Origin of the sequence: Nocardioides albidus (genome assembly GCF_006335005.1) — a bacterium.
GTDB lineage: Bacteria > Actinomycetota > Actinomycetes > Propionibacteriales > Nocardioidaceae > Nocardioides > Nocardioides albidus.
Genome location: NZ_VDMP01000026.1, coordinates 541,788 through 542,399, shown reverse-complemented (window position 1 = coordinate 542,399; position 612 = coordinate 541,788). Strand labels below are relative to the sequence as shown.

Below are 612 nucleotides of genomic sequence, written 5' to 3'. Positions count from 1 at the left end.
CCCCAGGATCGACGCGGCCGGGCCCGTGCGAAGCGGTCCGGCGGGGTGGGGACGCCGTTGATCACCGAGCACGCCGCGGCCGCGTTCGGGGCCCGGATCCAGACCAGCCCCTACGGCGCGCGCCGGTTGATCGCCGACGCCGTCGACCTCGTGCTGCGCCTCCCCCGACTGTGGGCCGGCGTCCAGGCCGGCACCGTGCGGGTGCCGCATGCGCGTCATGTCGCCGACGCGACCCGCGACCTGAGCGAGCAGGAGGCTGCCTGGGTCGACGCCGAAGTCCAGCGAGGCAGCGGACGGGCGGCTGGCCTGGGCCCGGTTCGAGGCCTTGGTCGAGGGCAAGGTCGCCGCCGCGGCCCCCGAGCTGACCCGCGCCCGCGAGGAGGCCGCCGCGAAGGAACGCTGTGCCCGGGTCTCGCGGACCAACCGACACGGCATGGCCACCTTGCTGATCAAGGCTGACGCCCTCACCATCACCGCGATGGACACCTCCCTGACCGCGGTCGCCGAACAGCTCAAGGCGACGATGCCCGACGCGGTCCTCAACGACCGCCGGGTCGCGGCCGCCGCGCTCCTGCTCAACCCCACCGCGCAGCCCGACCTCACGATCGGACC

Annotated in this window: 1 protein-coding gene and 1 pseudogene; one reads left to right on the top strand and one right to left on the bottom strand. The window is 74.8% G+C overall.

Translation table 11 applies throughout. From position 1 onward, the window contains the following. A partial coding sequence (locus FHP29_RS22910) for a hypothetical protein (RefSeq protein WP_240044591.1) occupies positions 1–339 on the bottom strand: 339 nt, incomplete at its 3' end. Between FHP29_RS22910 and FHP29_RS22905 the strand changes: the two are divergent. Then, positions 326–612: pseudogene (locus tag FHP29_RS22905) on the top strand (hypothetical protein); the annotation flags it as partial. The gene FHP29_RS22910 and the pseudogene FHP29_RS22905 overlap by 14 nt on opposite strands.